Origin of the sequence: Desulfobacter sp., assembly GCA_028768545.1 — a bacterium.
Taxonomy (GTDB): domain Bacteria; phylum Desulfobacterota; class Desulfobacteria; order Desulfobacterales; family Desulfobacteraceae; genus Desulfobacter.
Map to the genome: position 1 here is coordinate 3,442,882 of CP054838.1, position 25,084 is coordinate 3,467,965.

26 protein-coding genes and 1 pseudogene are annotated in these 25,084 nt (G+C 44.1%); 16 read left to right on the plus strand and 11 right to left on the minus strand.

Annotated features, from left to right (window positions below):
- Window positions 1–105 precede the first annotated feature (105 nt).
- From HUN05_16665 to HUN05_16710, 10 genes are all read left to right on the plus strand, one after another.
- Window positions 106–927, plus strand: coding sequence for a hypothetical protein (locus tag HUN05_16665; GenBank protein ID WDP88110.1), 822 nt, complete (start codon window positions 106–108; stop codon window positions 925–927).
- Window positions 927–1,901, plus strand: a complete 975-nt coding sequence (locus tag HUN05_16670) for a rhomboid family intramembrane serine protease (GenBank protein WDP86550.1) — start codon at window positions 927–929, stop codon at window positions 1,899–1,901. Before HUN05_16665 ends, HUN05_16670 begins: the two co-directional genes overlap by 1 nt.
- Window positions 1,891–4,752, plus strand: coding sequence for a YdbH domain-containing protein (locus tag HUN05_16675; protein WDP86551.1), 2,862 nt, complete (start codon window positions 1,891–1,893; stop codon window positions 4,750–4,752). Before HUN05_16670 ends, HUN05_16675 begins: the two co-directional genes overlap by 11 nt.
- Before the next feature lie 15 nt (window positions 4,753–4,767).
- Window positions 4,768–4,980 carry a hypothetical protein gene (locus tag HUN05_16680; protein ID WDP86552.1) on the plus strand — a complete coding sequence of 71 codons (213 nt, stop codon included), beginning with the start codon at window positions 4,768–4,770 and terminating at the stop codon, window positions 4,978–4,980.
- Window positions 4,980–5,345 carry a YdbL family protein gene (locus HUN05_16685; GenBank protein ID WDP86553.1) on the plus strand — a complete coding sequence of 122 codons (366 nt, stop codon included), beginning with the start codon at window positions 4,980–4,982 and terminating at the stop codon, window positions 5,343–5,345. Before HUN05_16680 ends, HUN05_16685 begins: the two co-directional genes overlap by 1 nt.
- 210 nt (window positions 5,346–5,555) lie before the next feature.
- Window positions 5,556–6,338, plus strand: coding sequence for a DUF4198 domain-containing protein (locus HUN05_16690; protein WDP86554.1), 783 nt, complete (start codon window positions 5,556–5,558; stop codon window positions 6,336–6,338).
- 3 nt (window positions 6,339–6,341) lie between these two features.
- Window positions 6,342–6,944: a cobalt transporter CbiM gene (cbiM, locus tag HUN05_16695; GenBank protein ID WDP86555.1), complete on the plus strand. Its 603-nt coding sequence runs from the start codon at window positions 6,342–6,344 to the stop codon at window positions 6,942–6,944.
- Window positions 6,945–6,947: 3 nt separating this feature from the next.
- The gene (locus HUN05_16700; protein WDP86556.1) at window positions 6,948–7,433 is read left to right on the plus strand and encodes a hypothetical protein; all 486 of its coding nucleotides are present in this window, start codon (window positions 6,948–6,950) and stop codon (window positions 7,431–7,433) included.
- Window positions 7,430–8,179: a cobalt ECF transporter T component CbiQ gene (cbiQ, locus tag HUN05_16705; protein ID WDP86557.1), complete on the plus strand. Its 750-nt coding sequence runs from the start codon at window positions 7,430–7,432 to the stop codon at window positions 8,177–8,179. The genes HUN05_16700 and cbiQ overlap by 4 nt, the downstream gene beginning before the upstream one ends.
- 8 nt (window positions 8,180–8,187) lie before the next feature.
- On the plus strand, window positions 8,188–8,931 hold the full coding sequence (locus HUN05_16710) for an ABC transporter ATP-binding protein (GenBank protein ID WDP86558.1): 744 nt from the start codon (window positions 8,188–8,190) through the stop codon (window positions 8,929–8,931).
- A gap of 56 nt (window positions 8,932–8,987) precedes the next feature.
- Here the strand turns inward: HUN05_16710 and HUN05_16715 are convergent, their stop codons facing one another.
- Both HUN05_16715 and recJ read right to left on the minus strand, forming a co-directional pair.
- Complete coding sequence (locus tag HUN05_16715) at window positions 8,988–9,416, minus strand: hypothetical protein (GenBank protein WDP86559.1); 429 nt, start codon at window positions 9,414–9,416, stop codon at window positions 8,988–8,990.
- An 89-nt stretch (window positions 9,417–9,505) separates the two neighbouring features.
- A complete protein-coding gene (gene recJ, locus HUN05_16720; GenBank protein ID WDP86560.1) occupies window positions 9,506–11,209 on the minus strand; it encodes a single-stranded-DNA-specific exonuclease RecJ in 1,704 nt (567 codons plus the stop codon).
- Window positions 11,210–11,469: 260 nt separating this feature from the next.
- Here recJ and HUN05_16725 point away from each other — a divergent pair, with 260 nt between their 5' ends.
- From HUN05_16725 to HUN05_16745, 5 genes are all read left to right on the plus strand, one after another.
- Window positions 11,470–11,679 carry a DUF4911 domain-containing protein gene (locus tag HUN05_16725; GenBank protein WDP86561.1) on the plus strand — a complete coding sequence of 70 codons (210 nt, stop codon included), beginning with the start codon at window positions 11,470–11,472 and terminating at the stop codon, window positions 11,677–11,679.
- Entirely contained in the window at window positions 11,669–13,027 is a 1,359-nt protein-coding gene (gene miaB, locus HUN05_16730; GenBank protein WDP86562.1) for a tRNA (N6-isopentenyl adenosine(37)-C2)-methylthiotransferase MiaB, read from the plus strand. The genes HUN05_16725 and miaB overlap by 11 nt, the downstream gene beginning before the upstream one ends.
- Before the next feature lie 5 nt (window positions 13,028–13,032).
- Window positions 13,033–13,914, plus strand: a complete 882-nt coding sequence (map, locus tag HUN05_16735) for a type I methionyl aminopeptidase (GenBank protein ID WDP86563.1) — start codon at window positions 13,033–13,035, stop codon at window positions 13,912–13,914.
- Window positions 13,904–14,671 (plus strand): 1-acylglycerol-3-phosphate O-acyltransferase, encoded by a 768-nt coding sequence (locus HUN05_16740; protein WDP86564.1) that lies wholly within the window; start codon window positions 13,904–13,906, stop codon window positions 14,669–14,671. The genes map and HUN05_16740 overlap by 11 nt, the downstream gene beginning before the upstream one ends.
- A gap of 179 nt (window positions 14,672–14,850) precedes the next feature.
- On the plus strand, window positions 14,851–15,561 hold the full coding sequence (locus tag HUN05_16745) for an IS6 family transposase (GenBank protein WDP86565.1): 711 nt from the start codon (window positions 14,851–14,853) through the stop codon (window positions 15,559–15,561).
- On the opposite strand, the gene HUN05_16750 is transcribed toward HUN05_16745, so the two are convergent.
- The 3 genes from HUN05_16750 to HUN05_16760 all read right to left on the minus strand — a co-directional run bounded on the left by HUN05_16750 (window position 15,497) and on the right by HUN05_16760 (window position 18,618).
- Window positions 15,497–15,790: a hypothetical protein gene (locus HUN05_16750; GenBank protein ID WDP86566.1), complete on the minus strand. Its 294-nt coding sequence runs from the start codon at window positions 15,788–15,790 to the stop codon at window positions 15,497–15,499. The genes HUN05_16745 and HUN05_16750 overlap by 65 nt on opposite strands.
- A gap of 86 nt (window positions 15,791–15,876) precedes the next feature.
- A complete protein-coding gene (locus HUN05_16755) occupies window positions 15,877–18,084 on the minus strand; it encodes a dynamin family protein (GenBank protein WDP86567.1) in 2,208 nt (735 codons plus the stop codon).
- A 6-nt stretch (window positions 18,085–18,090) separates the two neighbouring features.
- Window positions 18,091–18,618 carry a YqgE/AlgH family protein gene (locus tag HUN05_16760; GenBank protein WDP86568.1) on the minus strand — a complete coding sequence of 176 codons (528 nt, stop codon included), beginning with the start codon at window positions 18,616–18,618 and terminating at the stop codon, window positions 18,091–18,093.
- Between the two features lie 117 nt (window positions 18,619–18,735).
- Here HUN05_16760 and HUN05_16765 point away from each other — a divergent pair, with 117 nt between their 5' ends.
- Window positions 18,736–19,209: a hypothetical protein gene (locus tag HUN05_16765; GenBank protein ID WDP86569.1), complete on the plus strand. Its 474-nt coding sequence runs from the start codon at window positions 18,736–18,738 to the stop codon at window positions 19,207–19,209.
- A gap of 12 nt (window positions 19,210–19,221) precedes the next feature.
- On the opposite strand, the gene HUN05_16770 is transcribed toward HUN05_16765, so the two are convergent.
- The 6 genes and pseudogenes from HUN05_16770 to HUN05_16795 all read right to left on the minus strand — a co-directional run bounded on the left by HUN05_16770 (window position 19,222) and on the right by HUN05_16795 (window position 25,046).
- Window positions 19,222–20,655, minus strand: coding sequence for a mannose-1-phosphate guanylyltransferase/mannose-6-phosphate isomerase (locus tag HUN05_16770; protein WDP86570.1), 1,434 nt, complete (start codon window positions 20,653–20,655; stop codon window positions 19,222–19,224).
- A 12-nt stretch (window positions 20,656–20,667) separates the two neighbouring features.
- On the minus strand, window positions 20,668–21,579 hold the full coding sequence (locus tag HUN05_16775; protein ID WDP86571.1) for a metalloregulator ArsR/SmtB family transcription factor: 912 nt from the start codon (window positions 21,577–21,579) through the stop codon (window positions 20,668–20,670).
- Between the two features lie 17 nt (window positions 21,580–21,596).
- A complete protein-coding gene (locus HUN05_16780) occupies window positions 21,597–22,280 on the minus strand; it encodes a metal-dependent hydrolase (protein ID WDP86572.1) in 684 nt (227 codons plus the stop codon).
- Window positions 22,281–22,411: 131 nt separating this feature from the next.
- Entirely contained in the window at window positions 22,412–22,804 is a 393-nt protein-coding gene (locus HUN05_16785; protein ID WDP86573.1) for a universal stress protein, read from the minus strand.
- Window positions 22,805–23,320: 516 nt separating this feature from the next.
- On the minus strand, window positions 23,321–23,608 hold the full coding sequence (locus tag HUN05_16790) for a hypothetical protein (GenBank protein ID WDP86574.1): 288 nt from the start codon (window positions 23,606–23,608) through the stop codon (window positions 23,321–23,323).
- 226 nt (window positions 23,609–23,834) lie between these two features.
- A pseudogene (locus tag HUN05_16795) lies at window positions 23,835–25,046 on the minus strand (IS256 family transposase).
- Window positions 25,047–25,084: the final 38 nt, after the last annotated feature.

The window sequence follows — 25,084 nt, forward strand, 5'->3', positions numbered from 1 at the left end:
CTTGAAAATACCTTGTTTTAATCAAATTATAGATACAAATTAGTATTGCAGTTATACCCTGTACTGTTATGATAGAAAAGGACTTTTTAATATACGGAATATTCTATAGAAATGCTTGAACAAATAATTTCAGGCGGGCAGACCGGGGCCGATCAAGCTGCCCTGGATACCGCCATAAAATTTGACATTCTCCATGGCGGTTGGATATCCAAGGGAAGAAAAACCGAAGCAGGGCCTTTGCCGGCAAAGTATAATTTAAAGCAGATGGATACCCCGGATTACCCCAGCCGGACCCGCCAGAATATCCTTGACTCCCACGGCACGGTCATCATCGCAAGGGGGCCGCTGAAAGGGGGATCCCGCCTGACCTATTCTTATACACTCGAATCTGAACGCCCCTGTTGCCGGATTGACCTGTTCAAACAAGATATATTTGAAGCAGCCCTTGTGCTCAAAGACTTTATTTCCCAAAATTATATCCAGATCTTAAATGTGGCAGGGCCCAGGGCCAGTCATGATCCAGCCATATATTTTGATGTCAGGTCGGTAATTGAATCCATGCTTTACCTTTTTTATCTTGAATCAGATGCTGAAAAGGATCTGGATTTGGCCCTTCCTGAAACCTTGAACAAGGATATTTTTCCCCAGGATCTTGAACAGGCCTTAAATTTGATCTGTGAAGATTTGTCTTTGAAGACAAAAACCCGTATCGCCAGAATGGACAATACCCGGCTAAAGGATATTTACTTTGCAATGCTCGATTATATAAAAGCCAAAACAGGAATAGACGAGGCAAATTTAGATTTTTTCAATCGTCTGTCAGGCGGAAAACCATCTTGGGAATATACCCCTGAGGATGGTGTAATGGATATTGTTCGTGCCTTAAAAATTGGTTTAAACCACCATTATTCTCTTAGGATTTTATAGTGATCCCCATCCGGGACAACCAGGAATCAGATATTCTGCCCGTTGCTACCTATTCCATCATGGGGGTAACCTTGCTGGTTTTTTTATGGCAGATGATCCTGGGGCTTGACAATGAGTCTGTCTTTTATGTGTACGGATTTGTACCGGGCAAGTATACCATTCCTGAACTTTCAGTCCATTTTTCCAATGCCAATAAATTGTTGTCTCCTGTTTTTTATATGTTTTTCCACGGAGGATTCTGGCACTTTATAGGCAATATGTGGTTTTTATATATATTTGGAGACAATATCGAGGGGCATTTCGGGTCGTTGCGGTTTATCGGATTTTATCTGGCCTGCGGACTTTTTTCAGCCCTGTTTCATTTTATGCTCAACTTTTATTCTCCTGTGCCGACCATTGGTGCCAGCGGTGCCATTGCAGGGGTGATGGGTGCCTATTTTCTTTTATTTCCCGGTTCACGCATTCTGACCCTTATTCCTGTGTTTATCTTTCCTATTTTTATTCACATCCCCGCATTTGTTTTTTTAGGAATATGGTTTTTGCTCCAATTTTTTAATGCCGCCGGTCCCGAAGGCAGTTCAAATATTGCCTGGTGGGCCCATGTGGGCGGATTTATCACGGGCGTTGTCCTGGTTAAACTTAACCAGGGACTGCCCAGCACCGGCGCCCGGCAGAGGCTTGATAAATTGATCAGAAAAAAACACACCCATAAGCTCCAGGTAATTACGCCGGGTTCAATGGATGGGGGACCCGATCTTTACGGTACACTCGAAGTCACCTCATTAGAAGCACTGACCGGCACATGGAAAATGATTACCATTCCCTGGGGGTTTGCCAAACCCTTGTACCGGGTCAAGGTCCCTTCGGGGATTAAACGGGGCACCCGGCTGAAATTAAAAGGCATGGGAAAACATTTCCAAGGGCATCCTAAAGGAGATCTTTTTTTAAGGGTGGAAATTAAAAATGTGGTTTAAACCGATTATCAAATATTTAGTGCTCGTTCTTGTTCTCGCCATTGTTGGGATTGAGGCCCTGATCATCGGGTTGCCCGTGATTGCAGAGAGCCTGATCAAAAAAAAGATGCACGAACAGATATCCCAATTGGATTTAGATTTTAAGATCCAGCGCATCGGATTGACCCGCACCCTGGTCACCAACCTTCGATTCGGCAATGGATTTTCAGCCGATCTTCTTGAAATTAAATATGAATTTAAAGGGCTTAATAGTTTTTTAATCAAATCCACCCAGGTTTCAGGATCTACAATCAAAATTGACCTTGAAGATTCAAACCAGGTTCGATTCGATCAATTTGTTTTTCCCCCCCCTAAACCAGAGCCATCCCAGAATAACGGGGGAATAAATGGGTTAAACCGGGCTGAGCTGGCAAAATTTCTTAATTTTATTCCCGAAAAAGTTCAGATCAAACAATCCAAGGTTACCATTTGCCGAAAAAAACAAAGCCTTGACATCCCCTTTGATATCCTTGCCCAAATACAGGCCAAAGAGGGCAGGGCAGAGGCCCGGATCTCGATTAGGCCGCTGGGGCAGACCTTTGATCTTATCCTGGAAGGAGAAATGCAAAAAGGCATCACCCTGTTTGATCTTTCAGCCAGGCAGATCAATCCCGGGTGTTTGTTAGGCCTTGTGCCTGACATTAAAAACCGGATCAGAATCAAAGGACCTGTTGATATCGACTTGAAAAAAAAAGGTCAAGGGGCCTGGGCGTTTGAAGTTTCAGGGCTTGGGGCCAAAATGAAAGATTTTCCCTGGGTCATGCTTGAAAAGGTCAAGGGGCAAATGAACCCGGCATCAGACTTGGACCCTATGGGGATTCAGGCAAATGGGAATTTAAGCGTTCAGGCTGACGGACTGAGTCAAACCAGGTTTCAGTTTAATATGAATTCTGATTCCAAGGCAGTTGAGTTTCACCTTGATAATTATGATATGAGATCCTTGTCCCTGGATCCACAAGAGGCAAACTCGATTTTGGCCCGGATAAAATCTTTTGAACATTTTGAAATTTCAAACCCTCGGATAGGTGTGGCAATCTCCGGTACAAAAACCAATCAGACCTGTAAAATTAATTTAGGCGGGGATGGGCTTGTCCTGGAGTCTGGCCCAAAAAAGTTTAATTCAGGTCCTGTTGTTGTCTCAACTGACATCAAAGGCAAGTTTTTAGACACAGACCAGGAAAAAAAGATCTGCTTTCATTCCGAATTTAAGGGTTTGGGCCTTGAAGCGGGCAGACAAAAAATTAATTTGAAAACAGCTAAAGCAAAAGGCTGTTTAAACATTTTAGGCGCAAGCAGTCAGGATTTTCCAATAAACACAGGCCAAATGCGGTTTGAGGCTGAGGGCATAGAGTTTCCAACAAAAGATTTTAATCTAACCTGCCAAAAAATAAAGCTGAAGGCTGATTTTAAACCTGATTCCAGCCCCCTTGTGATCGATCTTGATACTGTGGTCACCGGCATTGGAGGGGAAAACAGCAGCGCACGCTTTAGATTAAAAAATAACAGGATCAAGGGAAAAATCACCCTTGATTCCAAATTAAATCCCACAGCAGATCTTGACCTCCGGCTCAACCAGGCAAGCCTTATCCTGGCAGACCAAAAGATTGAGGCAAAAAAAATCGATCTGCACCTTCCTTTGGGATTTCCGTTCAAGCCGGGCATCGAGCCTGGCAGGTTAAGGGTTCAACAGATCCAATACGATCAAAAGATAAAGGCCAATTTTTCTGCCAAAGTCAGTCAGACCGGTGATATGGGAATTATACTTGCAGGCAGGATACAAGGGTTGGATCCCTGGCCCATTGATATGAGCGTTGATCTTGATGCAGGACTTGATTCAAAATTAATCCCCTGGGCCCAGATAAATTTTAAATCAGACCATTTTCAAGTGACCCAAAATCACATGGCAGCGATGATGCCTGAAAATAAATTTTTGGGTGATTTCCAGGTGGATACCTCTTTGGATCTTAAAATCTCATTGAAAAACAGCCGGATTGACACCTATGCAAACCTGAGCATTCACGACGGCAGTCTTGATTTTCCAGACCTGGATTTTACAGCCCAAGGCATTTCCGGGCAAATAATTTTCAACGACCTTTTGGTGGCTGAGACCATTCCCGGCCAGACCCTTTTTGTGGAGACTGTCAATGCAGGGCAGTTTAAATTCAACAATGCCGCGCTCAGGTTCAGCATTGAAGATGGAAAATCTGTGAACATTGAAAATTTAAATCTCATCTGGTGCAACGGAATCGTGTCAACCGAATCCATACGCCTGCCTTCCCCGGATGACAAACTCTCTTTAACCCTTTATTGTGACCGGCTTGAAATGGACAGCCTGCTTCAGCAAATAGGGGCCTTTGACGCAAAGGGGGGAGGCACGCTCAACGGACGGATTCCCGTGATCTACCAGAACGGAAATATCTCATTTAACAATGGATTTTTATTTTCAACCCCCGGCCAGGGCGGACGGGTCTTTGTCAAGGATCTGGACCGGATGATGAAAGGATTTCCCAGGGACACGCCTGAATTTTCCCAGTTGGATCTTGCAGGCGAGGCCTTAAAAGACTTTGAATATGACTGGGCCAAACTTAGAATGAATACCCACAAGGATACTTTAAATGTGCACATGGAACTGGACGGGAGACCTGCAAAAGTATTACCCTTTGAGTATCGAAAAGATCTTAACTCGTTTATGCGGGTGGATGCTACCAGCCCGGGATCCAAGTTCCAGGGCGTTAAACTGGATGTAAATTTGAAACTTCCCTTTAATCGTGTCATGAAATTTGGTAATAAATTAAAAACCATTATGGATTAGTGCAGAGGAGAGAATATGGTCAAAGAATTGAGTACCATCACTATCTGTCTATTTTTCCTGGCCTTAACCGGATGCAGCTCCACCCACCAGGTGGAGATCAAACCGGTTGAAATTAAACCCATTCACATTACCATTGACGTGAATGTAAAGGTTGATAAGGCTCTGGATGATTTCTTCGGTGATATTGATGCGGCTGAAGATCAACTTGAAGAGGACAAGGGGGAATAATGACACATATGAAAAAAATCTTTTTATTTACGATTGCAGTCTTTTTTGTTTTTTCAGCAACCGCATGGTCATCAGGTATTAAGGATCGGATGAAACAACGACTGCCGGTTATTTCCAGCCTGAAAAATAAGGGAATCGTGGGAGAAACCAATCAGGGGTACCTGGCCTTTGTCAGCTCAACCGTTGATCGTCAGGATGTGGTCTCCGCAGAGAACAAAGACCGGCGGGCCATTTATCAGCATATTGCCAAGCAGCAAAGCGTTTCACTTGAACTTGTACAAAAACGCAGGGCCAAAGCCCTGGCAGAACGGGTCAAGCCCGGACATTATTATCAAAATGAGGCTGGTGCCTGGGTTAAAAAATAGGGGTATGTTCATAAACGATCCTGCAATAAAGAGTTGACAAATTCAGGATCAAAAGGATACATACTCTCCTAAATAGTCAGGCAGAAGCCTGCGACAGATTAAAAAAACACGCTTTATTTTTATAATACAGACCACGAAGGTTAAAAAAGGTATACCCCTTTTTCCTTCGTGGTTTTTTTTTGGATAACATTTAACCTTAAGGAGTTAGAAATGAAGTTGAAATTTCGTTTATTACCTGTGTTTGCCATTGGTTTGAGTCTGTTTTTTTCCAGTGTCTGCTTTGCCCATTTTGGCATGGTGATTCCCTCGGACAATATGATTGCCGCTGATGATGCCCGGAAAATCACCCTGGACCTTTCATTTTCACATCCCTTTGAAGGCCTTGGCATGGACCTGGTTAAACCCAAATCATTTATGGTATTCACAGAAGGAACTAAAACCGAGCTGCTCGGTCAGCTCAAAGCAAAAAAGATAATGGATCATCCCTCCTGGACAATGGAATACACCTTTAAACGTCCGGGAGCCTATGCCTTTGTCATGGAGCCTGAGCCCTATTGGGAGCCTTCTGAAGACTGCTTTATCATCCATTATACCAAAACCGTGGTCTCTGTTTTTGGGGATGATTCAGGCTGGGACAATGAGCTTGGACTCAAAACCGAAATCATTCCTCTGTCACGGCCTCTGGGTCTGTACAATAACAACAGCTTCCAGGGCATTGTCAAACTTAACGGTAAAGCCGTTCCCTTTGCAGAGGTTGAGGTTGAATTTTACAACCAGGATCAAACAGCATCAGCGCCGGCAGAAGAGATGATTACCCAGACCATCAAGGCCGACCAGAACGGGGTTTTTACCTATAGCGTACCTGCTGCCGGCTGGTGGGGATTTGCCGCCTTAAACACCTCTGATAAAAAAATGGTGCATCAGGGAGAAAAAAAGGATATAGAGTTAGGCGCTGTTATCTGGGTTAAATTTGAAAATTGGCAGGAAAAATAATTTATGCATATTTCAGAAGGGGTATTATCCGGCCAGGTTTTAGGGGCAGGGGCCGCGGCAACAATCGCTTTAACTGCCCTTGGCCTTAAACGGATATCCTATGACCAGATGGTTCATGTGGCCATTTTGGCATCAGCCTTTTTTGTGGCCTCATTGATCCATGTCAATATCGGGCCTGTGAGCGTTCACCTGATTTTAAACGGAATTGTGGGACTGCTCTTGGGAGTGGCTGCATTTCCGGCCATTCTCACGGCATTGATTCTTCAGTCCCTGCTGTTTCAATACGGCGGACTGACAGCCCTGGGAGTGAACGCCCTGGTCATGGCCCTTCCTGCGGTCATGGTCCATTATCTGTTTTTGCCCCTGGTGGGTAAAACCCCTTCTTTGAATTTTGTTGCAGGTTTTTTGTCGGGCCTTTTTTCCATATTGGGATCCAGTATTCTTTTGGGGGCAGCCCTCTGGTTTACGGACCAGCAGTTTTTAAAGACCAGTATTGCCATTATATCGGCCCATGTCCCTGTGATGATCATTGAAGGAATCATCACAGGATTTTGTATCTCCTTTCTGGTCAAGGTTTATCCTGAAATTCTGCCAAGGAAAATTTAAATAATGATTTTAAAAAAAGCAAAGGGCTTGATACTGATTTTGATCTGCGCAGGGTTAATTTTGCCCCCTATGGCCATGGCCCACAAGGTGATTTTTTTTGCCTGGGTGGAAAATAATCAAATCATGGTTGAGGCGGGCTTTGGAAGCAAACGGCCGGCCGTTGACTGCGATATACTGGCCCATGATCACCAGGGCAATCTGGTTTATCAGGGAAAAACCAATAAAAACGGCCGCCATTCCTTTAAGGTGCCCAAAGGCTTTGACACGGATATGATTTTAGAACTCAAAGCAGGTCCGGGGCATCGCGGGGAATGGACCATCAAAGCCGATGAGTTCAATTCCCAGAAACCCAAAGATACGAACCGAGCCGATTCTTCGCGGAACTCACTTGAAAACGGGCCTGATCCCCTAAAGATCATTGCCGGGATCGCATTGATATTTGCCCTGGCCTTTGGGCTTAAAAAATTAAAAAAGGGCAATCCCCAATGACCCACTCTTCCCTTGAATACGGGGACTCGCCCATCCATAAGCTGGATCCGAAAATCAGAATTTTAGTCGCTTTTTTCCTTAGTTTTGCAGGGGCGTTGTCCAATGAAATCTATATTATTCTGGGATATCTTTGTTTGGGCATTTTGTTTAATATTTTCGCCCATCTTGAGTTTGATCAGGTGGCAGCCAGGTTAAAGCCCTTATTCTGGTTTCTTTTGATGATCTGGCTATTTTTACCTTTGACATTTACCCAGGAAATCCTTTTTGACTTTGGATGGATAAAAATCAGTCAGCAAGGGATTCTTTTAAGTGCGAAAATCACCTTAAAGTCCATTGCCATTTTATTGATATTTACAGTCCTGATCACCACCATGCCTGTGGCATCTTTGGGCCGGGGACTTCATCAGCTCAAGGTACCGGACAAACTGGTCTTTTTACTATTGATGACCTATCGCTATATTGCCGTGATCCAGGAAGAGTATCAGCGACTGCTCCGGGCGGCCCGGTTCAGGGGGTTTAAACCCGGAACCAACCTTCACTCATACAAAACCTTTGCCTACCTTGCGGGCATGCTTTTTGTCAGAGCCTCTTTCCGGGCAAGGCGGGTATACCAGGCCATGCTATGCCGCGGCTTTGATCAAAAATTTCACACCCTTGACGTTCATGCCCCCTATGGGCTAAACTCGGTCTTCTTTTTTGCAATGATCGTTGCAGGAAGCATACTTATATTTATTGAAAGGCTGTGAATAAGCTAATGACCCGATTTAAGACCCAGGCAGGCCCTATCATTCAATTGGAAAAGATCTGTTTTTCATATCCCGGGGCATCTGAACCGGTGTTAAACGGGCTTGACCTTGAGATAAAGTCAAAAGAAAAAATCGGACTGATGGCGCCCAACGGCACCGGTAAAACAACCTTGCTGCACACCATCATGGGACTGTGCCGTCCAGAATCCGGCCAAATAAAGATCTTTGATACCCCCATGAACACGGAAAAAGATTTTTCATCCATTCGCACCCGGGTCGGTCTTTTGTTCCAGGATTCAGATGATCAGCTTTTTTGCCCCACGGTTTTGGATGATGTGGCCTTTGGTCCGCTGAACATGGGCGCCTCGCGCAGCCAGGCGGTTGATACCTCTGTAAAAGTGCTGGAAAGCCTTGGTATTGGAGAATTTCAAGATTCGGTCACCCACCGTCTGTCAGGGGGGCAAAAACGGCTGGTTGCCCTGGCCGCAGTCATGGCCATGTCCCCTGAAATTTTGCTTTTGGACGAACCCACCTCTGGCCTTGATACCACGGTCAAACAAAAACTGACCGATATTTTAAACGGCCTGGATATTTCTTATTTGATCATTTCCCATGACTTTAACTTTTTAAGCAAGGTAACAGACAAGATTTTTTCCATGGAAGCTGGGAAAATTCTGACCGATGATCAGATCCATGTCCACCACCATGAACATTTTCACAAACATGGGCTTCAGCCCCATGTTCATAAGTGATGCCTGCCTGAAAAACGTTTAAAAAATAAACTATAATTGCAAAGATGGGTGACAGATCAATGTCTGCCTTCCAGTAGATTGGTCAACTCTTTTTGGATGCAGTAATAAATGTCGTCATCACTGCCGTAGACATCAATGACATCCTTGTGATTGATGAGTTTTTCAACCACAAAGGCGGTCAGATAAAGACTTGCGATGTTGGGGTTGGAAACCAGGGTTCTAAAGGGAGCCACAGCATAATCAATATCAAAATCTTCTGCCCGGCACATCTCGTCCAGGCAACGGACAATTTGATTTTCAATGCTGGATTTGGATACGGTTTCAATCAGTCCTGTTTCAATTAGCTTCATGGAGACTTTGTTGCTGAATAAATCAATGTTGTCCCGGATGGAGCTGATGGTTTTTATTCTTTCCCGCTCTTTGGAAGATTCGATTTTTGAAAGAAGCTTGGATTCTCGATTTCCGGTATAAAAAATTTTGGCCATTGAATTATCCTTAAATTAACAAAATTGTTAAACCCTAATCTTAACTTATATTATAAAACCCATACCTTTTTCAAGTTAAAAGTAACGGATTAAATATCCTGAATGATAATCTGGGCTCTATCTGCTTTGAATTTATTAATCTTTAGTTTAAAAAGAATTTTATTATAATAGGCGGGCAGATCTTTGGTGGATGACAAGTTAAAATGAAGGGCCTCTATTTCATTGACCCCGGCTTCCCCTTTTAGAATCATTTTCCGATGACAATTGCCAATAATATGGGAAGAGGCGACCCATAAATTTCTCACCAGAAAAACAGGTTCTGGGTTGCCAGTGCCAAAAGGTCTCATCTGGTTGATTTCAACGGCCAGGTCATGGGTGATATCTTCCAAGGAAAGTTCGGCATCCACTTTTATTTTCCGGGTGTAAGCCTCAATTGAATAATGGGTCTTAAAATAGGAGACAAGGCCAGGTTTGAGTTGTTCAAGATTCTCTTGTTTCAAGGTCAGGCCCGCAGCCATGGCATGGCCGCCAAATCTTTCAAACAAGTCTGAATTTGCCATTAACGCATTGTGGATATTAATTTGATTCACGCTTCTGCACGATCCTGTGGCCTGTCCATCTTTTAATGCCAGCAGTACCACAGGACATGCGTATTTTCTCGACAGGCGGGAGGCCACGATTCCGAGAACAGAAGGTGCCCAGTGACGGTTCCACAACACCAGCAGTTTTCCATCCAACAAAGAGGGGGTCGCTAGGATTTGCTTTTCTATATCTTGAACAATTTCCCTTTCAATCTGCTGGCGTTTCACGTTCAGCTCATCCAAAAGTCTGGCGCTGGTCATGGACTGGTTCAGCCCGGAAGCCAAAAGATGGGAAACACAAATTCTGGCATGAGACATCCGGCCTGCCGCATTGATCCTGGGTACGATTTTAAATGAAATATCATCTGAATCCATGGTTCCAAGATCCATGCGTGCCACCTGGGCAATGGCCAGAATTCCCGGTCGGATCCCTCGTTTAATCTGTCCAAGTCCTGCCACACACAAGACCCGGTTATCATGGATCAAAGGCACCATATCCCCCATGGTACCGATGGCGTACAAATCCAAAAACCCTAAAAGGCTGGGTTCTTCAAAGGTTTCCCATACCCCTTTTTCCCTGAAAACCTTGCGCAAAGCCATGATCAGGTAAAAGGCCACGCCCACCCCGGCCAGATAATCCAAACCGGAATCACAATCATGGCGTTTCGGGTTGATAACAGCCAGTGCAGACGGAAGGGTATTGCCGGGTTCATGATGATCTGTGACAATCACGTCAATATCTTCATTCCGGGCCTTTAAGACAGCAGCTTCCGAGCTGATGCCGCAGTCCACAGTAATGATCAGGTCCACATCCATGGCCACGGCCATGTCCACGTGAGAAGGATAAATGGAATACCCCTCTTTGATCCTGTGGGGAATGTACCAGGTAAGGTCAGCCTCTACCCTGGAAAGAAACTCGTAAATCAGGGAGGTTGCCGTTACCCCGTCGGCATCAAAATCGCCGAAAATTAAAATCTTTTCCTTGTTGGCAATTGCCGTAAAAATTCGGTCAACCGCCTTGTCCATATCTTTAAGAGCAAAGGGGTTGGTCAGGTGACTGAAGTTGGGATTGAGAAAAAAACGACCTGTTTCAGGATCTGTTATTCCACGGTCAACCAAAAGTTGAGCCACCACAGGATGGCAGTTTAAGGCAGAGGCCAGAAAAGAAACTTTTTGCTGATCAGGAGCAGCATATGTCAATTGGGTATCCATATCTTAGGTTTCATTTTTATATCGGCTAAATCTTTGAAAGTCAAATAAATCAGCCTTGACCAAGGCCGGTGAAACACGGGAAATAACCATATTTTAAGCAAATATAGAAGAAGTCTTCTGATTTGGATCTTGATATTTGCAGGCACAACTAAATTCCATTTGACCATAATAAAAGACAGGTAAGATTTTGTTTGAGTAATGAATCTTATTAGTGGTATATTTAGGGCTTATGGAATAAATTTTAATTGAGAACGCTGATAATGCAGACCCTTGTAAAAGAATTTATGGTAGACAAGACCCGGATCGGGTTTATCCGGTTTATTTTCGAGGCCTATGAAGGGCTTGCCGTGGTCACCACCTTGGACCCAAAAACAGGCCATATCAAACTGACCATTGCGCCGGACCAAGAGGAAATTGCATTTCAGGTGATTGAGGATCTTAAAAAGGATTTTTGTTTTAATGCATTGTAAAGGTAAGGCTTACATCAATACCATTGGGTGCCAGATGAATGTATATGATTCTGAAAAGCTGGCAGGCATTCTTCACGCCTATGGATATGAGACCACCCAAATCATGGAAGAGGCAAACCTTGTGCTCTGCAATACCTGCTCTATCAGGCACAAGGCCGAAGAAAAGGCCTTTAGCTTTCTTGGCAGGTTTGCAAAGGAAAAGAAAAAACGCCCCCATCTGATCACCATTATGGCCGGATGCGTGGCCCAGCAGGAAGGGAAAAAGGCCTTTGCCAGACTCCCCCACCTGGACATTGTTTTAGGGACCCAGGCCTTTGCCAGGCTGGGAAAACATTTGGATGATTTTTACTCTGGAAAACGCAAAATCGTTGATACCGGAGAATCTGAAATGATTTTTGAGGCCATGCCGGATGACGCCTGCTTTGACCAGAACCAAATCTCTAAATTTGTCACCATCATGCAGGGGTGTGAAAATTTTTGCACCTATTGTGTGGTCCCCTATGTCAGGGGCAGGGAAAAGTCCAGGCCCCATGAAAACATTATCCGGGAAATTGAAATCATGGCCCAGTCCGGCATTAAAGAGGTGACCCTTCTAGGGCAGAATGTCAATTCCTACGGGGTCAAAAATGGGGATATCAGTTTTCCTGAACTTCTTTCAAAGGTCAGCCAGGTTAAAGGCATTCATAGAATACGTTTTGCCACTTCCCACCCCAAAGATTTATCCTTGGAATTGATCCAGGCCATGAGTAAAATAGACAAGGTGTGCAACCATCTCCACTTGCCGATTCAGGCAGGGTCCAACCGGGTTTTAAAAAAAATGAACCGTGGATATACCCGGGAAACATACCTTTCAAGAATTGTCGCCCTAAAAGAATTCTGCCCTGATATGGCCCTGTCCACAGATATCATTGTGGGATTTCCCTCGGAGACCGAAGAAGATTTTCAGGAAACCATGGATCTTCTTGAACAGGTTGAATATGATTCTATTTTTGCCTTTGCATATTCGGACAGGTCGTCTGCACCGGCCGCAAAATTTGCAGACCAGGTGGACGAATCCATAAAAATGGAACGGTTAAACCGGCTTCTAAAATTCCAGGATCAATATACTGAAAAGAAAAACAAGGCGTTGATCGGATCGGATCTTGTGGTTTTGGTGGAAGGAAATAGCCCCAAGCCAAGGGACGGTTTTGTCAAAACAAATCATAATATGAAACAGATGTTCGGTAGAAGTGAATCCAATAAGATTGTACATTTTCCTTCGGATCAGGCCGTGATTGGAGACCTGGTTAAAATACATATTGAAAACGCTTATCCCCATTCTCTTTGGGGAGAGGTTTGCGGGAGTTGATCTCCATGAAAAATAAATCTTTGAAAATAGGAAGAAACGAACTTTGCCCCTGCGGCAGCGGAAAAAAATTTAAAAATTGCTGTAGAAATAAAAAATCGGAAATATCCATTAAGGATGAGTATAAAAACCGGTATGACATCATTATCAAATCTGCAGAACAGATAGACGGCATCAGAAAATCAGGTGAACTTCTCTTGTCCATCATGGACGGGGTGGAAAAAATGATCCGCCCAGGGTTGAAAACCGAAGAAATCAATACCTTTGTTCATGAACAAACCTTAAAGGCCGGTGCCATATCAGCCCCGCTCAACTACAAGGGATTTCCCAAAAGTGTCTGTGTTTCCATCAATGAGGTCATCTGCCATGGCATTCCCGGGGACCGGGTGATCCAAGACGGTGATATTGTCAATGTGGACATCACACCCATCCTCAACGGATACTATGCCGATGCCAATAAAACCTTTTTTGCAGGCACCCCGGGCCCGGATGCTAAAAAAATTGTTGCCGTGGCCGCAGAATCATTAAAGCGCGGTATTGAAACCGTTGCTCCGGGTGCCACGCTCGGGGATATTGGCTACGCGATCCAGAACTATGCCGAAGGCCAGGGATGCTCGGTGGTCAGAGAATTTGTGGGCCATGGGGTGGGCATTGATTTCCATGAACAGCCCCAGGTGCTTCATTTCGGACGACCTGGCAAGGGGATTGCTCTGGTGCCTGGAATGGTGTTTACCATTGAACCCATGATCAACATCGGCAAAAAAGATCTCCATGTATTGGAAGACCGGTGGACTGCCGTGACAAATGACGGGTCTTTGTCTGCCCAGTTTGAACAGACCATTCTTGTCACAGAAGAGGGGTATAAGAGCCTGACACCTTATGAGCTATAATCAGAGCTTGCCCAACAAGATCTTTGCCATAGCCTATGTTGCCTTTATCGGCATCAGCTCTATCTTGTTTTTTTGTATTGCCTGCCTGATCCGCCTGATCACTTGGCCCTTTGACCCACGCAGGTTGATCACCAACGTTTTCAGCGCCTTTTGGGCCTCTGTCTATATCTGGTGTATGCCGATCTGGTCAGTGCGGATCATTGACAGGCACAAGCTGTCCATTGATAAAAATTATGTTTTTGTCTCCAACCACCAGAGCCAACTTGATATTCTTGTCTTATACCGTCTTCTTTTCCCCTATCGCTGGGTATCCAAGGCCGCTGTGTTCAACCTGCCGTTTATCGGGTGGAATATGCTTCTCAACGGGGATATTAAACTCAAGCGGGGAGATAAAACAAGCATTGGCTCCATGATGGCTCAATGTGAAGCTTTGTTGAAAAAAAATATTTCTGTATTTTTTTTTCCGGAAGGGACCCGGTCAAAAGACGGCCGGCTGCGCCCCTTTAAACAAGGGGCCTTTATCCTTGCAAAAAAAACCGGAGTGGCCATCCAGCCCATTGTGCTCAATCACACCAGAAAGGCCCTGCCCAAACATGAGCTCATACTTCAAGGAAATACCCCCATGGAGGTCAAGATTTTGGATCCCATTGAATTTTCAAAATTCAAGGATCTGGAACCTGGTGAGATTGCCGCCATGGTCAGAGAAAAAATAGCCGCCCATGTCCATGAACATTCCCGGGAGAAAACTTTCGTCTGACAGGGCTAAAATCAGGTTGAATTCACTCCTGTGACCTTGTGATCCCGGGTCCAGTTCAAAAAATGATGAACCAGATCAGGATCTGTTTTGTGGGCATAGATTTTTTGGTTCTGTTGCAAAAAATTATTAATGTCTGATACAAGTCCGTTTTGGCACTAATTTATTTGCAGAGAGATAGTATGAAAAATGAAAACCCTTTCAAGTGGCGTCATTATGAAAAAGAAATCATCCTGTTGAATGTTCGCTGGTATCTGAGATATCAACTGAGTTACAGGAATCTGGAAGAGATGATGCAAGAACGGGGCTTGTCTGTGGATCACAGTACCATTTACCGATGGGTTCAGCGCTATGCTCCTGAAATGGAAAAGCGAAGCAGGAAGTATCTGCGGCAATCAAATGATTCTTACCGTATTGATGAAACATATATCAAGGTGCGGGGGAAAATGAAGTATCTTTACCGAGCGGTCGATTCCCGTGGAAATACCATCGATTTTCTTCTTCGCAGCAGACGTAATATGGAATCTGCCAAACGATTTTTTAAAAAGATGCTGCGAGCTTCCAATAGCTCCAGACCTCGGGTTCTGAGTGTTGACGGAAATCCTGCATATCCTCCGGCAGTAAAGGCTTTGAAAGAAAAAAAGCTTCTGAATAAGGACTGTATCCTAAGACAGAATAAATATCTGAACAATATTATTGAGCAAGACCACCGGTTTATCAAAAAGCTTGTCAGAGCTGGTATGGGGTTCAAGACATTTCATTCTGCCTGGCGGACGCTAAAAGGCTATGAAATTATGAACATGATCAGAAAAGGACAAGTTAAAAATATCAGGAAGGGAGAAATTTTAAAGCAGAAAGAATTCGTCGAAAATCTGTTTTCTTATGCTGCGTAAATTTTACGCCTGAACGATCTCTTTGTCCTGGAAATATTTTTTGCAACAGAACCTTTTTGTGAATCCATGCGGCATTTTCAAGAACGGCTTTTTTTCTATATTTCCCAACGGGGTAGCCTTCCAATTCAGCCTTGACCATAATGATCATCAATTGCAGGCCCATGCGGAACAGATAGGTCTGATCCATTTGAGTTTGTGCTGCAGTAATTTTGCTTTTGAAACGTTTCATTTTTTTCAGCAGACCCAAAGTTGAATAAATTAGGTTAAAAAAGCTTAGATTTTTTTATCATATTGAGATAAAAATTCAATAGTTTTTTATGAAATGAACCCCTTGCCGGAGAATTGATCAAGACGACGGTCTATATATTCTGCCTTCTCAAGAACAGAGCTTATGGTATTTTGATACCTGATTTTTTCATCCTGTTTTAATCCAAATAATGTCTGAATTTCATTGTTCAACGATTCATACAGGGTAAACCGCTGGAGAATTTTATCCTTGAAGTCGCGGGTGACCGCACGGATCAGGGGGGCAAAATAATCCTGTCTCAAAGCCTGGTGATACCCCTTGACCTGGTGACGGACGAGCACCAGGCTTTCTTTTTTTATTTTATCCGCGGCTTTGTTGAACCCCGGTGTGAAAGAAAAACGGACATGCTTGTCAACCAAGGCGGAAATGAAAAGGGCAAAAGAGTGAAAACCAAAATCAGTTAATGCATTGGCACGCATCCGTGTGGTAAACTTGGGCGAGAATACCTTTCTGGGCAAACCAAGGCCTAAAATTTTTTTGATCTGATTAATATCCACGGCCTGTATATTTCCGGGATCCTTTTCCAGCTCCTGTATTGAATATGATCTGGCATCTTCATCCATTGAGCTGCCCAGGGTGAAAAAATCAATCTGGTAAGAGTCCATCAGCGATTGAAAATAATCCTGAATCCGTTGTTCCTGGGATTCTACCAAGGTCTTTATCATGGGAAGGATCTCGTCTATGGCAAACAGGTCCAGCTGCCGCTTAAAATCCTGGAACATGAGATAAAGAACCTGTTTGAACCCGGTCTCTTTAATGCCGGATCGATAGGGCTCCACATTGATCTCTGCAGATTTGATAAATTGAGTGATCTTCTGGTTGATCTTGTCCCTGACAAAGGCCTGTTTTAAATTGCCTTCTATTTCCCGGCTTAACCCTGAAACCGCCCCTTGGATTGAGTTGTCAACGATGACCCTTAAGCGCCGGGCGTTTTCTTCGATACCCTCCAATTTAGCCCTTGCCCTGTCCTGATCTTCAAGATCGGTTGCTAAAACATCTTGGATAATATTGGCCTTTTTTTCCAAGGCATGTATTACAATTTTTAACCGTTCTATGGGGTTGGCATATAAAAGTTCAAACTGGTTGAGTTTGGTCAATTGATTAAAAAGCGAAAAAAAATCTTTGGTGTTCTGGCTGCAGAATTTAACCATGCCTGAATCTTCTTGCCAGAGACTAAGGCGTTTGGCATCTTTTTTAGTCAGTTTCTTGCTGATGGCATCAAAAAGATTGTAAAGGGCTGAAAAACTAAACAGCCTTGGATGGGGGGTTAAAAATAAAAGCTCTTCAAAGATTTTACCTTGAATTTTATTCAGGTCGTCCAGGGTGTCATGCTCTGTTAAATCACAATTGTTGATAAATATGATATTTTCCATGAGTCCCAATTGTTTGATTTTTTTCAAAAAACTCATGTCAGACCGTCTGAGGCCTGTTCTGGAAGAAATGCAATACATAATAAGGTTGGCAGATTCCATATAGGATATGATCCGGGAAAGCTGTGCAGGATCAGTGGAATCCGCCCCCTGGCAGTCTGCAATTTCAATGTTGGGATCGATTGCCTTGCCAAAGACCTCAAGGCAGACGTCATTCACATAAAAGGCCCGGGCAGGATCTGCTGTAAATTTTTTATGGGTTTCAAATGATTTCCCTTCAAAGCAAATTTGCCGTTCTTCTGCGCCAATAATATCTTTGCAGGCCTCATATCCTTCAAGGCCGTTTTTGATTACCAGGGTTTCAGGACGGATCCCCTCTTGGGTAATAGGGAATTCACGGCAAAGATCCTCATAAACCTGTTTGAGAAATCTACGGTCTGTCTTTCTCCTGATATCAAAAGTTTTCTGGGGTAACTGCCTTGGAAACATGTCCAGGCTGTTTGCAATGACCAGGTTGACCTCGTCCCAGGATTTTAAATAAAGACAGGCCCTGTTCTTTTTTCCTTTTCGAATCCGGGTGGTAATTGATGTCACAACCCCTGCACCGCGCTTGACCAATTCTTTTTTTGTCAAGGCATTGATAAACGTACTTTTTCCTGATTTAATCACCCCCACAACAGCAATGCGCAACAGGCCTGTTTTAATATGGTCGGGAATCTTGCAGCACAGATTCTGATATTCGTCCAAAGCCCTGTCACTGCCGTGGGGAACCGATTTTAACCGTTCAATGACCAAAAGGGTTTCTGCGACGATATCTTCAATGGATTCAAGGGAAGGTGGAGTCATCTGGGATTAAATTAGCATCATGGCTTTTTCGTATTTGAGATCCGGGCTGGTTTTAAACATGATCTCGGTGGAAAGATCACAGGTAAGCCAGGCGCTGTCGTTTAACTCACTGTCCAATTGCATGGGGCCCCAGCCGGCACAACCAAGCATGATCATGAATGTTTCAGGGCCTTGACCTATGGCAATGGCTTCAAGAATATCCCTGGAATTACTCAGGGCAAGCCAGTCAGATACCTTAAGGCTTTCGTTCCAGTCAAAGGGGCTTCCATGGAGAACAAAAACTCCGGACGGCTGAACCGGTCCGCCCAAGAAAATATCCAGCTGGTCCACGCTGTCGTTACATTCAATACTTAAATCTTCAAACAATTCCCTGCCGGTGAGCAAGGGATGGACCTTGTTGACAATAAACCCCAAAGCGCCCGACTCGTTATGTTCGCACATGCAGGTAAGGGTCTGGGAAAAGTTAGGATCAGGAAGCCCGGGCATGGCCATGAGAAATTTTCCCTTCATATTCTGTGAAAAATTGTCGGTCATAGCCTTCCCCATGTTTGATCTTGACATTCCAACTGCTCTCCTCCTATATTTATCAGTCAAATAGTTTGAAATATTTTTAAATGATTTGCAATACTTTTATTCGGGTCAATCAGTTTAATGAAAGAAATTATCCCTGAAAATAAAGGGATTTCAAACCCCTCCCAGACAATAGCCAAGAGCTGCGATCTGATTCTGGATCCGGGACAGACAAAAAAATTTGACCATATTCTGTCCCGGACGCTTGATCTTCCTTCGGCCCCTGCAACCGACCCGGTAAAAGGCCTGCCTGAACTTTCTGCCACAATCACCGCCCAAAAGTCCAAACACGCACCGGACAATGCCCCTGCCCTGGTCAGGATATCTGAGGCCATTGATCTTTTGGAGGCCTATGCCTCAGGTCTGATCCATCCTGACAACAGCCTTAAACGATCCTATGATCTGCTGGATCAAATCTTAAATCACACCCGTGAGATCAATACTGACCTGGACAAAGATCAGGATGACAATCCTTTGTTCAAAGAGATTTTAACTCATTTATCCACTGTGGCCCAATTGGAGAAAATTAAAATCAACCGTGGGGATTATGCTTAAACTCCCTGCTGCCTATTGCTCTTTTCTGCCGTACGCATCATCAAACCGGACAATGTCATCTTCCCCCAGATAGGATCCAGACTGGACTTCAATGAGTTCCAAAGGAATATTTCCCGGATTTTCAAGCCGATGCAGGGTGCCCAAGGGAATATAAACAGATTCATCTTCTTTTACCAAAATCTCTTTTTCGCCTTTTGTGACAACGGCTGTGCCTGAAACCACGGTCCAGTGTTCAGCTCTGTGAAAATGTTTTTGCAAGGAAAGTTTGGCTCTTGGTTTCACCGTTATCCGTTTGACCTGGTACCTGTCGGCCATGTCAATGGTTTCATAATCTCCCCAGGGCCGAAAGACTTTTGCATGGGTCAGGGCCTCGTTCCGGTTGTTTTCCTTTAACTGCCCCACAATTTTTTTAACATCCTGAACCTGGTCTCTGGGGGCGACCAGAACAGCGTCCTTGGTTTCGACAATCACAAAATTTTCAAGGCCGATGGCGGCCACCAGACGGTTTTCCGCATGAATATAGGTCTGTTTTACATTGTGGACCAGCACATCCCCTGAAACCACATTCTCAAGATTGTCCTTTTCTCCTGTCTGCCACAGGGCGTCAAAAGACCCAAGATCGTTCCACCCTGCATCCATGGGGAGGACTACACCCTTATCGGTATTTTCCATCACCGCGTAATCAATTGAATTTGCTGATATGGATTCAAAGGATGCCTTGTCTAACCTGAAAAAATCAAGATCTTTGCCCCCCTTGTCAATTGCTCGGCGGCAGGCATCCATTGTCTGGGGTGCAAATAAAGCAAGTTCATTGCAGATTACAGAGGCTTTGAACATGAACATGCCTGAATTCCAGCAAAAGTCATTGGAGTCCAGATATTTTTTTGCCGTTTCAAGGTCGGGTTTTTCAACAAATCTGTCAATCTTAAAGGCATTGGTGCAGGATTCAAGAACAGGTCCTTTTTTAATGTATCCGTATCCTGTTTCAGGAGATCCCGGCACAATTCCAAAGGTGACAAGGGCACCTTGTTGTGCAAGCTCAGCCCCCTGGGAGACAATTGAGTAAAATTTATCCTTGTCTTCAATCACATGATCTGCCGGAAGGACCAGCATGATCGGATCCTGATCCGGGTCAGGATTCCGGTCAACCAGGGTCAAACCGGCAAGTCCAATGGCCGGGGCGGTATTTTTTTTGGCCGGTTCAAGTATAATGGACAAGGCCTTTTGATCAATCTGTCTTAATTGTTCTGCCGTCATAAAGCGATGGTCTTCATTGCATACCACAACCGGAGCCCCAATATCCTGGAGACCGGAAACCCTGAGCAGGGTATTTTGAAGCAGGGTATGTTCATTATAGATGTCAATCAATTGTTTGGGATACAATGACCTGGACATGGGCCATAGACGTGTTCCGGATCCGCCGGACAAAATTACTGGAACAATCATTTCAAAAGTCCTCTATTTTTGTGCAAGGTAAAATGTAATACTTAAATTTTTTTCAACAGGAAAAAGACTATCGCTTTTCAGAGTAAACCCGCAGGATAATAGCCAGTTTTGAATCTGCTTTCGGGTAAACCCCAGCCAGGTGCCGCCGATAATTTTTTGGATCTCTTCTTGGTCGTGGCGCAAAAAATCAGCCAAAAGGAAGATGCCGCCGGGTTTAAGCACCCTAAAAACTTCCTGAATGGATTTTTCCGGCTCGAAAATATGGTGTAATACCATGCTCATCACGGCCGTATCCACTTCCTGGTCTCTCATGGGCAAATTTTCAAGTTCCCCCAAACGAAGCTCCAGGCAGGAACGTTCCGGCAGTTTGATTCTTGCCTGTTCGAGCATTTCAGGTGAGGCATCCACACCGATAAGGGGGGCGTTAGACTGACCGAGAAAGTGCTCGAGCAGTTCTCCTGTACCGCAGCCAAGGTCGGCAATAATATTTTGATTCATTACATTTTCAATGAACAGGCTGTTCAGATCAAATTCGCCGAGAACCTCTTTTTTCAGACGGTCCCATTGGGGGGCCACGGTTCTAAAAAAGCGTTTGGCACGGCTTTTTCGAAGAAGAATACATTGTTCCGCCCGGCTGATGTCTCCTCGGAACACGGAATCATTTTCCACCCGGGCGCGGACAAGAGAGACCAAATCCTGGCTTTGTTTTGTATTCTTTGCCGAATAATAAATATAACTTCCCTCTTTTCTGGAAGCCACAAGTCCTGCTTCAAGAAGTATTTTAAGGTGCCGGGATACCCCGGACTGAATCATGTCCACAATAGAAACGATTTCATTTACATTGAGTTCAAAATGATCAAGGATATGGGCAAGCCTCAACCGGGTAGGATCGGACAAGGCCTTAAATTGTTTGAGAATGTCCATGTAAGGGATTGGGTGTCTTAAATTTTTAAGGTTATTTCCTGGCCAAATGCCATGGCCTGGCAGGATATATTGAGGGTCCTGACTTTGTCACAAAACAGATCAGGGTCGGCCTGGATCACAGGAAAAGTATTGTAATGCATGGGAATCACCTGGGCTGGGTTGACAAATTCACAGGCTTTTACGGCATCCTCAATCCCCATGGTAAAATTATCTCCTATGGGGACCATCATGGTATGGACATCGTTCAATTGGCCGATGAGTTTTAGATCTGAAAATAATCCGGTGTCTCCGGTATGATATAAAACAATATCATCAATTTGAATCAAAAGTCCTGTGGCCGTACCATGGCATAGGTTGTCCGGAGTGACTGACCCGTGAAAGGCCTGGGTCAGCTTTACCCTGCCGAATTCAAAATCAAATCCTCCGCCAATGTGCATGTTATGGACCCTGATGCCTTTGGCTCCCACATAATTTGCCAGTTCGTTTTCACAAATGCACAGGGCATCGCACCGCTGGGCAATGGAGATGGTATCGCCCAGATGATCTCCGTGTCCATGGGTCAAAAGGATATAATCGGCCTCCACATCAGCGGCCGGGCAAGGGGATGTGGGGTTATTATCCAAAAATGGGTCTATCAGGATTTGCTCTGACTTATCTGTCGTGATCATAAATGCAGAGTGGGAAAAATATTTTAGCTTCATAGGTGACTCCTCTATTATCTGACTATTTTTTTTTCCGTTTACGGGCAGGGAAAAAATCCCTGAACTCAATAGCCATATTTTCCTTTTTTACCCTTGAATCTATATCCTTTTGGTATCCATTGACCACAATCTTACTTTACAGAAACAACCGGACAGTCTGAGGTAAGGATAACGGCCTGGGCAGTGGATCCGAACAAAAGCTTACCAACCTTGGACCGGCTTTTGACGCCAATGAGAATTTCATCCACCTGTTTTTCATTGGCAAAGGCAACAATGTCATCTCCCGGATCAAGGCCTCGAATGAGCAGATGGGTTTTACAGTCCACCCCTTTTTCATCAAAAAAATTCTGGGCCTGCTCCAAATTTTTTTCAGCATCGGAAATCATCTCCTGATCTGTTTCAGCCCCTTCTTTCATTGAGGTGACAACCAGGACACTTGCTTTAAATGCCCGGGCATGGATCGTTGCAAGGTCAAGCAGATCTTTACCCACATTACTTCCCTTGTATCCAACCAGAATTTTCATGCCTACTCTCCTTTTTTCGGTTTTTACAATGATATGACACGCTATAAACAGGCTTAGATGGCTGACCATAAAAGATTTAGCCGGTTATCTCAAGAAAAAAATGGGCAAGACAATTGATTTTAAAACAAGGGGAATTCGATTAAAGCCTCATCCCCAGAAAATTCGAATCCCGGTGGCGATTTTCCCAGGGGGTTTTTCTTTGCCCGTAGCTTCTTTAAATGCATGAATAAGATATTGAAAATTATTCTTTTTTTGGGACTGCCGAGAAAGTTTTTTGATTAATTTTTTAATAGTTTTGGGATCATTGACTTCGGGCAAGCTCAGCCAGAGGTTAACGAACCCAAGGATAGTCTCATCATCTATGAGCTGGTCTCCAAAAAAGGCGCCTTTTTTAAAAAAAACATTGATAAACTGGGCGTGCTGTTGTTTTAACAGCCTGACCTTAGGAAGAAGGGAAATGGCCGTTCTCGGGGTAATATCCTCAACGTAAGAGCAGATATTGTAAAATACATTTACCTAATCCGGGGTCATCATCTTCTCTTTGACCTCTTCTGTATAGGCTTCTTCTCCTATTTTGCCCCGCTGGCCCTTAACCAAAGTCGTTGTAAAAAACTGGTTCAAAGGACCGGGGCCCACCCCGTCAATATCTGCAAAGACACGAAGTGCCAGAATTCTTTCAGTCCCAAATTTTTTTATGGATTGAACAAATTCCAATATATCTTTGACCGTATATTCTCTTTTAAAACAAATCATCTCAATAATTTTGAGCTGTTCATCACTTAACCCTTGAATTCTTTTAACCAATACCCGAGCATCAACGGAAGTGGCTTTTTTTTCTTCACAAAACAAATGTATAATCGGGAATGTTCAGAATTCTGTGTCACGGTTTCGGTTCCCGGATCTGCCTCAGCGCCAGCGGAAGTAAAAGTCAGGTCCGAGAATGGGCCTTCAATCAGCCACGTCGGAGGAGTTGACTTTTGCTGGAGTGGAGTTCCTGGAACCATCTTTTCCATCTGTAAATAAATCCCTATCAAATTCCCAGCTCTTTATCCAGCCGGCCTTCAAAGAAAATTGCCAACTGGGAAATTGTCAGTGACCAATTTTGAATCGGTATTGTCCATTTTTTACTGGCGTTCTGGATCCCCATGTAAAGCAGCTTTAACAGGCTGTCCTGGTTCGGGAATGATCCCTTTGTTTTGGTCAGTTTTCGAAACTGTCGATGCACAGCCTCAATGGTATTTGTGGTGTATATTATCCGTCGAATCTCTTCTGGATATTTAAAGAAATGACTGAGGCGTTCCCAGTTGTTCCGCCAGGATTTTATCACAATCGGGTATTTGTCATTCCATTTATTTTCCAAGATATCCAGTTCTTCTTCGGCCAGATCCTTATTGACCGCTTTATAAACACGTTTTAGATCTGCCATAAATTCCTTTTTATTTTTGGAACCAACGTATTTCAATGAATTTCGGATCTGGTGGACTACGCAGAGTTGAACTTCTGTGTCCGGGAATATGGTCTCAATGGCCTCGGGAAAACCTTTTAGACCATCAACACAGGCAATCAGGATATCTTTTACCCCTCGGTTTGAAAGGTCTGTTAACACCTGCAGCCAGAAGTTCGCACCCTCATTCTCGGATATGTACAGCCCAAGAACCTCTTTGCGGCCCTCGATATTCACCCCAAGAATTGTGTAAACGGCTTTGCTGCTGACCTTTCCGTTTTCTCGTACTTTATAATGTATGGCATCAAGCCATACGATTGGGTACACATTTTCCAACGGCCTGGCCTGCCATTCTTTGACGGTATGGATGATTTTATCGGTAATGGTGCTCAGAGTGGCATTTGAAATCTCAAGTCCATAGATTTCCTGTAAATGGGAAGCCATATCATTATAACTCATGCCCAGGCCGTAAAGGGCTATTATCTTTCTTTCAATTTCATCGCTGAGCGTTGTCTGATGTTTTTTGACGATCTGTGGAGAGAAGGTTCCGGCCCTGTCACGCGGGGTTTCCAGCTCAAATTTACCATCCAGGGATTTAATGGTCTTTTTGCTTTTTCCATTACGGCGGTTGGCAGAAACTTCCTGCCCGAGATGGGACTCCAACTCTCCTTCAAGAGCAGCTTCAGCAAGATTTTTGATTAATGATGTAAGGACGCCGCCCTTACCTGTGAAGGGTTTACCTTCCTAAATACCTTTAAGAGCTTTTTGAAAATTAAATTCGGTGTTGTCTTCGGTCATGTCAGTTCTCCTTATTTAGCTGAGTATATCAGCTTTGA